This is a genomic window from Nitrosospira briensis C-128 (assembly GCF_000619905.2).
Classification (GTDB): domain Bacteria; phylum Pseudomonadota; class Gammaproteobacteria; order Burkholderiales; family Nitrosomonadaceae; genus Nitrosospira; species Nitrosospira briensis.
This window is the reverse complement of the sequence record NZ_CP012371.1, coordinates 1,951,746-1,958,743: the sequence shown is the minus strand read 5'-3', so window position 1 is coordinate 1,958,743 and position 6,998 is coordinate 1,951,746. Positions and strand designations below refer to the sequence as shown.

Genomic DNA, 6,998 nt, shown 5'->3' with positions numbered 1-6,998 from the left:
CTGCCGGATCTAGGATGATGATGCATTTTGAGGAGAAAGCACAATGAACGAGATACAGCAAATAGAAAACCCGGAGATAAAGCTCATAGAAGGGGATGGGGATGAAGTCACTCTCCTCATCGAAGACGGTCAGGCGATGCAAGGGTGGGAAACGGCATTGATGTGGGAATCCGCGGACATTCTCTGCAAATATGGCTCGCAGTTCCTGGAGGTGGGCCTGGGACTGGGTATCTCGGCACTGCGCATCGCGAGCAACCCAGCCACCCGTCATCACACCGTAATCGAAAAATTTCCCCAGGTGATAGAACTCTTCCGCGAGCGAAATCCATCGCCGCCGCCGGCGCTGGAGATCGTTCACGCGGATTTTTTTGAATATATCCAGGAGATCGAACCGGAAAGCCTCGACGGCATTTTTTTCGATCCCTACCTCGTCCCCGTGACGTTGTGGGACGATGAGGGGCTATGGGCGGGAGTCATGCCGGCGGTTACGCGCGCCCTGCGGCAAGGCGGCGTTTTTATCCCCTGCTTCTCCACACGGCCGGTACTACGTTGGCAATTCGTCCATCACTTCGATCGCATCGTCGTCGAGCGTCGATCCTATGCATCGTACGCAACCACCGATTATGTCAAAAACGACACCGGGGACGCTTATATTCAGTGCTTCGTGCGGACGCGTTGAAATTCACGATAGCCTGACGCAGCGCTTTCTCTTACAGGGATATCCGCCGCAACAACGCACCGGAGCCGTATTCACGCAGCTCGACTATTTTACAAGTACGGTTGACGGCGAGACAGCCCAGCGCGTTCCGCCCAGGCTCAAAAATCACCAACCGCCATGAGGCTGGGGCAGCAGCGTCATCGGAGTCGAAGAGAACCCTTGGCTCCACTCCCTCTTTTCCCATCGCGAGGCTGATTTCGAAGCTGTTCAAAGGCTTTGAAAGCCCTCGGCCCAGCGCCTTTATATAAGCTTCCTTGCAGACCCATAGCGTGAAGAATGCACCATTCCACGCCTGAGGGTCGGTCGCCAATAGCCAGCCTTGTTCGCCAGCGGCAAAATACGAAGAAATTGATGCAAGCCCAGCAGAATCGCGGATGACTTCAACATCTACCCCGACCTCGGTTCCATGCGCGATCGCGTGGAATACGTAGTTGCCGGAATGCGTTACGTTGAACTGAACAGAACTGGCCGGATATTGGAGAAACGGCTTACCGTAGCGGTTCTGCTTAAATTGGATGAGCGCAGGATCGGAATCACTGTATCGCGCCAACAGGCAACGCAGGGAAGCACGACCCAAAACGAATCGGACTCTATCGTGATCGAGATGGAACCGTTCTGCCCGGTGCCGCTCTTCCTCGTCGAGAACGGATAGATGATGATCGAACGGAATCTTCGTGTCCGCGATGGACATATACCAGAGGTGAACTGTCCCTGCAGGCAATTCAGTGGGTAGCCACTCAAGGGATGGTTCGGGGGTTGATGATGAACTTACAGAATTCATCTCCTGGCCGGTAACGCGCGATACTGGAACAGGTTCATCAAATGGCAACCTCCGTTTGAGATAGACTCGAAACGATCAACCTAAATCTGGCAGTTGGACGGGGTGGAGTGAGCGGTTTTTGGGGCGCAGAGCAAGGCGCAACGACGCGGAATGGTCATTCCATTCCAAGGAGTTGCAACACAGCGCTGTGCCGCAAAAATTGTTCACTGCGCCCCGTAGCGAGCTTACCAAAAAGACAAAGCTCGCAGGATACGAAAAAATCCTCTTTGATTAGGGCGCTTAACTGATAAATAAGCGGTCAACTGCCAGATTTAGGTTCAATGCTTTCTCGACAGCAACATCAACAGCATCGGTACGCCCAGCAATGCCGTCAGCACGCCCACGGGCAATTGCTGCGGTGCCCACAACGTACGAGCCAGGGTATCGGCCAATGTGAGGAAACTGCCTCCGCAGAGCACTGCCAAGGGCAGCAGCCAGCGAAAATCGTTAACGCCCAGCAAGCGCACGGCGTGCGGCACGATCAGGCCGACAAATCCGATGGCACCCGCCAGCATCAGCGCGGATACGGTCGCCAACGAGGCGCAAAAGTAGATACCGATCTGCAGTGGCAGTACCGCCACACCAAGCGTTTTCGCCTTCATCTGGCCGAGGCTCAGAACGTTGAGGCTGCCGGAAAAAAGCATGCTCAAAGCCGTTACGATGATAAGCATCGCCCATGCAGGCGTCAGTTCTTCAGCGCGCGAAATATCGCCCATCAGCCAGAATAGCATGCCTTTTATATCGCGGGCGGGTGCCAGCGTCAGGATCAAGGTAGTCAGCGCCGTACAGCCAGCGGACAGTACCACGCCTGTCAGGAGCAACCGGTAAAGATTCCAGTCGCCGGCACGAAAGCTCAAGCCGAACACAATGGCAATTGCCGTCAGTGCACCAGCCAACGATGTCAGATTCGTCAACACGAGCCCCCATCCCAGCAGCATCGCAAGGAGCGCACCGACTGCCGCTCCGCCCGATACGCCCAGAATATAGGGATCAGCCAGGGGATTACGCAGCAGAACCTGCAATAGCGCGCCCGCAAGGGCCAGCAGGCCGCCGCAGGCAAATGCCGCCGATACACGCGGCAACCGAAGCTGCCAGATGATCTGGTGAGTGATGCTATCGGTCGGCCACAACAGGACATCGATAATGCCGAGGATCGGGATATCCACGCTGCCGAACAGCAGTCCAGTAAACAGACTGCCGAGACCCAGCAGAAAGAAGAAAATCAGCAGCAATAAAGGGTGCTTGGCGGAATTCACTCGGGCGCTCAGGCCAATTTGTGAACGATCAGCACGCCAGATCCCGAACCAATAACCGAATCAACGAGCAAGCTTTGTCGTGTTTTCTGCTTTTGCCACTATCATCGCGGCCCGGGCATAGCACTCCCACTATTATCCAGGTTATCGCAGGCTGATGATGGGCCATCCTTTTTTTTCCGCATGAGCCTTGAGGGTTGCGTCGGGATCCACCGCGACCGGGTGGGTAACCTTGTTGAGTAGCGGAAGGTCGTTCAACGAATCGCTGTAGAACCAGCTTTCCAGAAACGATAGCCATGTCAGATTATGCTCATCCAGCCAGCTTTCCAGCCGCGTTATCTTGCCTTCCCTGAAACAAGGCAGGCCCGAAACCCGGCCTGTGTATTCACCATCTCGCTGTTCCGCCTCGGTAGCAATCAGATTGCTTATTCCCAGTTCCCGTGCGATCGGCTCGGTCACAAATCGATTGGTGGCGGTGATGATGATGCATAGATCCCTGCCGAGCATATGCTTGTTAATCAACTCGCGCGCATCCGGCGTTATCAATGGAAGAATTCTTTCCTTCATGAATTCGCTGTGCCAGGCATCAAGCTGGCTTCGGGGATGACGCGACAACGGCTTCAGCTGAAAATCCAGAAACTCATGTATATCCAGCGTTCCGGATTTATATTGCTCGTAGAATTCGACATTCTGGGCTTCGTACACTTCACGGTCGAGCACGCGCTGCTCGATCAGGAATTGCGCCCACTGGAAATCGCTATCCCCGGCCAGAAGCGTATTGTCGAGGTCAAATAGCGCCAGATTCATGATGCTACCCGCAATAATTCACGCACCAGCGGAACGGTGACCTTACGCTGACTGGCCAGCGAATAGCTGTCCAACGCGTCAAGCGTAGCCATCAAAGACGGCAAGTCGCGGCGTTGGTGCCGGAGCAGGTAGTCGCATACCTCCTGCGATAAATCAAGCCCGCGGCGGGTTGCATGACTTTTCATGGCTTTTATTTTTTCCTCGTCGGTCAATTCATGAACTTGATACACCAAACCCCATCCCAGGCGCGTAACCAGGTCTTCGCGCAATTTTAATTGCGCCGGCGCGACCGTGCCACTCACCAGAAGTAACGCGTGAGCCTCGTCACGAATATGATTATAGAGATTAAACAAGCCGATTTGCGCCTTGGCGTTGAGCCGATCCACGTCGTCCACGGTTACGCAATCGGCTTCGCTGCCTGCGGCGAAACTGGTGTTTGCATCACACGCGAAATATGCTGTATTCATTTTATGGTGCATATGTATCCCCGCTATCGCCTGCAGCAAATGACTTTTACCGCACCCCGCTCCACCCCACAAATAAATAAAACGCTCACACTCCGATCCGGCAAGAATATTATCCAGGGTCTGCAATAGCTCGGTATTGCGCCCCGGCACGAAATTAACCAGCGTGGGCGGCGGCGATGGGGCGATATCCAGCAGCAGTTGCTTCATTTACGGGGTAAAGTTGTTGGGTTGTTGCCCATGAGTTGTCGATCATGTATTGACGATGGCTGACCATGACATGTCGGAGTCATACACGAAGCAGCGACTCTCGTGACCATTTACGTTAAAATTGCCATTTTTGAAAACGGCACTCTATCTGCAATAAGGCGAGAACTCAACTTGACTTCATCCAAATTCGAGCATCCCAACCCAGACTCCACCCATTTGTCCTACCGCGACGCAGGCGTGGACATCAACGCGGGTGACCGCCTGGTGGAGAATATCAAGCCCTACGCCAAGTGTACCATGCGTCCGGAAGTGCTCGCCGGCATAGGCGGCTTCGGGGCATTGTTCGAGATTTCGAAAAAATATCGTAATCCGGTGCTGGTAGCAGGCACCGATGGCGTGGGCACCAAATTGAAGCTTGCATTCCAGTCCGGCCAGCACGACAGTATCGGTATCGACCTGGTGGCAATGAGCGTCAACGACATCCTGGTGCAAGGCGCGGAACCGTTGTTCTTCCTGGACTATTTCGCATGCGGGAAATTGGACGTGGAAACGGCCACCCGCGTTGTGAAAGGCATTGCAAAGGGCTGCGAACAGGCGGGATGCGCCTTGATCGGCGGCGAGACCGCCGAAATGCCGGGCATGTACCCGGAGGGAGAATACGATCTTGCCGGCTTTGCGGTAGGTGCCGTCGAGAAAGACCGGATTATCACCGGCTTGACTATTCGGGAAGGCGATGCGGTATTGGGACTGGCTTCCAGCGGTGCACATTCCAACGGCTACTCGCTGATCCGCAAGATCATCGAGAAAAATAATACGGATTTGTCAGCGGATTTCCACGGTAAAGCGTTAATTGATGTCATCATGGCGCCAACGCGCATTTATGTAAAACCGTTGCTCGAACTGATGAAGCATCTGCCGGTCAAAGGCATGGCACATATTACGGGCGGCGGCTTGACGGAAAATATCCCGCGCGTCCTGCCGGAAGGCGTCACAGCGATATTGAAACGCGATGCATGGGATATGCCTCCCCTTTTTCACTGGCTTCGACAGCAAGGCAATGTGAACGAACAGGAAATGCAGCGTGTATTCAACTGCGGCATTGGCATGGTGCTGGTAGTGGCGCCGGAATTTGTCGATAGTGCAATGCAGCTTTTGCGGTCTGCTGGCGAGACCGTGTGGCATATAGGCATGATTCAGCAGCGCCATGCGGATGAAGCGCAAACAATCTTCGAGTAATCGGCAGTGCGTGTAAAGAATAAGCCGAGTCCCGCTGCTAAAATAATGAAATCTCTCGTGATCCTCATCTCCGGTCGCGGCAGCAACATGCAAGCGCTGATCGAAGCAAAGCTCCCCGTCAGGATCGCTGCAGTCATCAGCAACAAGCCTGATGCACCAGGACTTGAGGTTGCAAAAATGCATGGTTGTGAAACCAGGGTGCTGGATCAACGGTCCTATTCCGAACGCCGGGCGTTTGACGCCGCGCTGGCCGATGTAATCGATGCTTATGCGCCCGACCTGATAGTGCTCGCGGGTTTCATGCGAATTCTGGGAGATGATTTTGTCGACCGTTATCGGGGGAAGCTGATGAACGTTCATCCCTCATTGCTGCCCGCTTTTCCAGGCCTCCATAGTCACAGGCAGGCGTTGCAGGAAGGTGTAAAGATACATGGCTGTACGGTACATTTCGTTACCTCCCAGATGGATCGCGGCCCAATAATCGTCCAGGCCGCAGTTCAGATATTACCGGACGATACCGAGGAAACTCTCGCGGCACGGGTACTGCAACAGGAACACCGCATTTACCCCGAGGCCGTGCGGTGGTTCATGGAAGACCGGCTGAAACTCTCCGATAATCATGTTGAGGTGAGCAACGCCGGAATCGACAACTCAGTTTTATACTCACCGGAATTATACAAATGAAATATTTATCCATTGCGTTGCTGTGGGGCTTAAGTTTTTCGGTTTTCTCCGCTGGTGCCGCTGATGTCCCCGCCCGGGTCGACATCAGCTATTCGATAACGTCTGGCGCGCTCGAAGGCGAAGTGAACGATACGTTGAAAATCAGGCAGGAAAGTGGTAAACGTAGCTATGAGATCAATAGCGAATCCCGCGCCATAGGACTACTGGCGCTGACACAACCCGAAAGCGTGGTGCGTGACAGCCAGGGAACCATTACAGCGCAAGGGGCATTGCGCCCCGGACGTTTTTCGGATCAGCATGGCAAGAAGCTACCCAAGGTAGCTATTTTCGACTGGGACAAGAAGCTGTTGACACTTCAACATAAGCGCGGAGAAGAGCAAAAGGCCTTGCCTGCCGACGTTCAGGACAAGCTGAGCCTGCCCTACAGCTTTATGTTCTCCCCCGTTTCCGCTGTCTCAGGCAAGGTGATCGACCTCCATGAAACCGATGGCAAGCACCTCGAATTAGCCCACTATACAGTTGGAAAAGAAACGCTGGACACGCCCATGGGTAAACTGGAAACCATCGTACTGACAAAGCGTCTGGAAAGTGAAGGCCAGCGCGACAAGAAAATCTGGCTTGCCGTTGACCATCACATGTTGCCGGTGCGCATCGTTGCGGCTGAGAAAATGGGCATTGTTACGGATCAGATGGTTACCAACATAAGCTACACAGACAAAATGGCCGGCAGCTTTAAACAGGGACGCCTGCGCTGATTGAAAAACGGCAGGTAACCGATATCAGCTAATACGGTCCTGCCGGCTTGT

At 54.0% G+C, this 6,998-nt stretch carries 8 protein-coding genes; 4 read left to right on the top strand and 4 right to left on the bottom strand.

The window, feature by feature from the left end; all coding sequences use genetic code 11:
* The first annotated feature begins 43 nt into the window (after window positions 1-43).
* Window positions 44-679, top strand: a complete 636-nt coding sequence (locus tag F822_RS08940) for a class I SAM-dependent methyltransferase (RefSeq protein ID WP_025042115.1) — start codon at window positions 44-46, stop codon at window positions 677-679.
* Window positions 680-710: 31 nt separating this feature from the next.
* On the opposite strand, the gene F822_RS08935 is transcribed toward F822_RS08940, so the two are convergent.
* The 4 genes from F822_RS08935 to hda all read right to left on the bottom strand — a co-directional run bounded on the left by F822_RS08935 (window position 711) and on the right by hda (window position 4,272).
* The gene (locus F822_RS08935; RefSeq protein WP_025042114.1) at window positions 711-1,409 is read right to left on the bottom strand and encodes a 4'-phosphopantetheinyl transferase family protein; all 699 of its coding nucleotides are present in this window, start codon (window positions 1,407-1,409) and stop codon (window positions 711-713) included.
* Window positions 1,410-1,816: 407 nt separating this feature from the next.
* Window positions 1,817-2,794 (bottom strand): FecCD family ABC transporter permease, encoded by a 978-nt coding sequence (locus F822_RS08930; protein WP_025042113.1) that lies wholly within the window; start codon window positions 2,792-2,794, stop codon window positions 1,817-1,819.
* Between the two features lie 141 nt (window positions 2,795-2,935).
* Window positions 2,936-3,598, bottom strand: a complete 663-nt coding sequence (locus tag F822_RS08925; protein ID WP_025042112.1) for a histidinol-phosphatase — start codon at window positions 3,596-3,598, stop codon at window positions 2,936-2,938.
* Window positions 3,595-4,272, bottom strand: a complete 678-nt coding sequence (gene hda / locus F822_RS08920) for a DnaA regulatory inactivator Hda (RefSeq protein ID WP_025042111.1) — start codon at window positions 4,270-4,272, stop codon at window positions 3,595-3,597. The genes F822_RS08925 and hda overlap by 4 nt, the downstream gene beginning before the upstream one ends.
* Before the next feature lie 171 nt (window positions 4,273-4,443).
* Here hda and purM point away from each other — a divergent pair, with 171 nt between their 5' ends.
* The 3 genes from purM to F822_RS08905 are packed head-to-tail and all read left to right on the top strand — an operon-like array spanning window position 4,444 to window position 6,947.
* Window positions 4,444-5,508 carry a phosphoribosylformylglycinamidine cyclo-ligase gene (gene purM / locus F822_RS08915; protein ID WP_025042110.1) on the top strand — a complete coding sequence of 355 codons (1,065 nt, stop codon included), beginning with the start codon at window positions 4,444-4,446 and terminating at the stop codon, window positions 5,506-5,508.
* 45 nt (window positions 5,509-5,553) lie between these two features.
* Window positions 5,554-6,192, top strand: coding sequence for a phosphoribosylglycinamide formyltransferase (gene purN / locus F822_RS08910; protein ID WP_025042109.1), 639 nt, complete (start codon window positions 5,554-5,556; stop codon window positions 6,190-6,192).
* Complete coding sequence (locus F822_RS08905; protein ID WP_025042108.1) at window positions 6,189-6,947, top strand: DUF3108 domain-containing protein; 759 nt, start codon at window positions 6,189-6,191, stop codon at window positions 6,945-6,947. Before purN ends, F822_RS08905 begins: the two co-directional genes overlap by 4 nt.
* Window positions 6,948-6,998: the final 51 nt, after the last annotated feature.

Excerpts from the sequence above, each read along its gene's own strand:
- purN (WP_025042109.1), top strand. The coding sequence starts at position 5,554 with ATGAAATCTCTCGTGATCCTCATCTCCGGTCGCGGCAGCAACATGCAA.
- F822_RS08925 (WP_025042112.1), bottom strand. The coding sequence starts at position 3,598 with ATGAATCTGGCGCTATTTGACCTCGACAATACGCTTCTGGCCGGGGAT.
- F822_RS08905 (WP_025042108.1), top strand. The coding sequence starts at position 6,189 with ATGAAATATTTATCCATTGCGTTGCTGTGGGGCTTAAGTTTTTCGGTT.
- F822_RS08935 (WP_025042114.1), bottom strand. The coding sequence starts at position 1,409 with ATGTCCATCGCGGACACGAAGATTCCGTTCGATCATCATCTATCCGTT.
- hda (WP_025042111.1), bottom strand. The coding sequence starts at position 4,272 with ATGAAGCAACTGCTGCTGGATATCGCCCCATCGCCGCCGCCCACGCTG.
- F822_RS08940 (WP_025042115.1), top strand. The coding sequence starts at position 44 with ATGAACGAGATACAGCAAATAGAAAACCCGGAGATAAAGCTCATAGAA.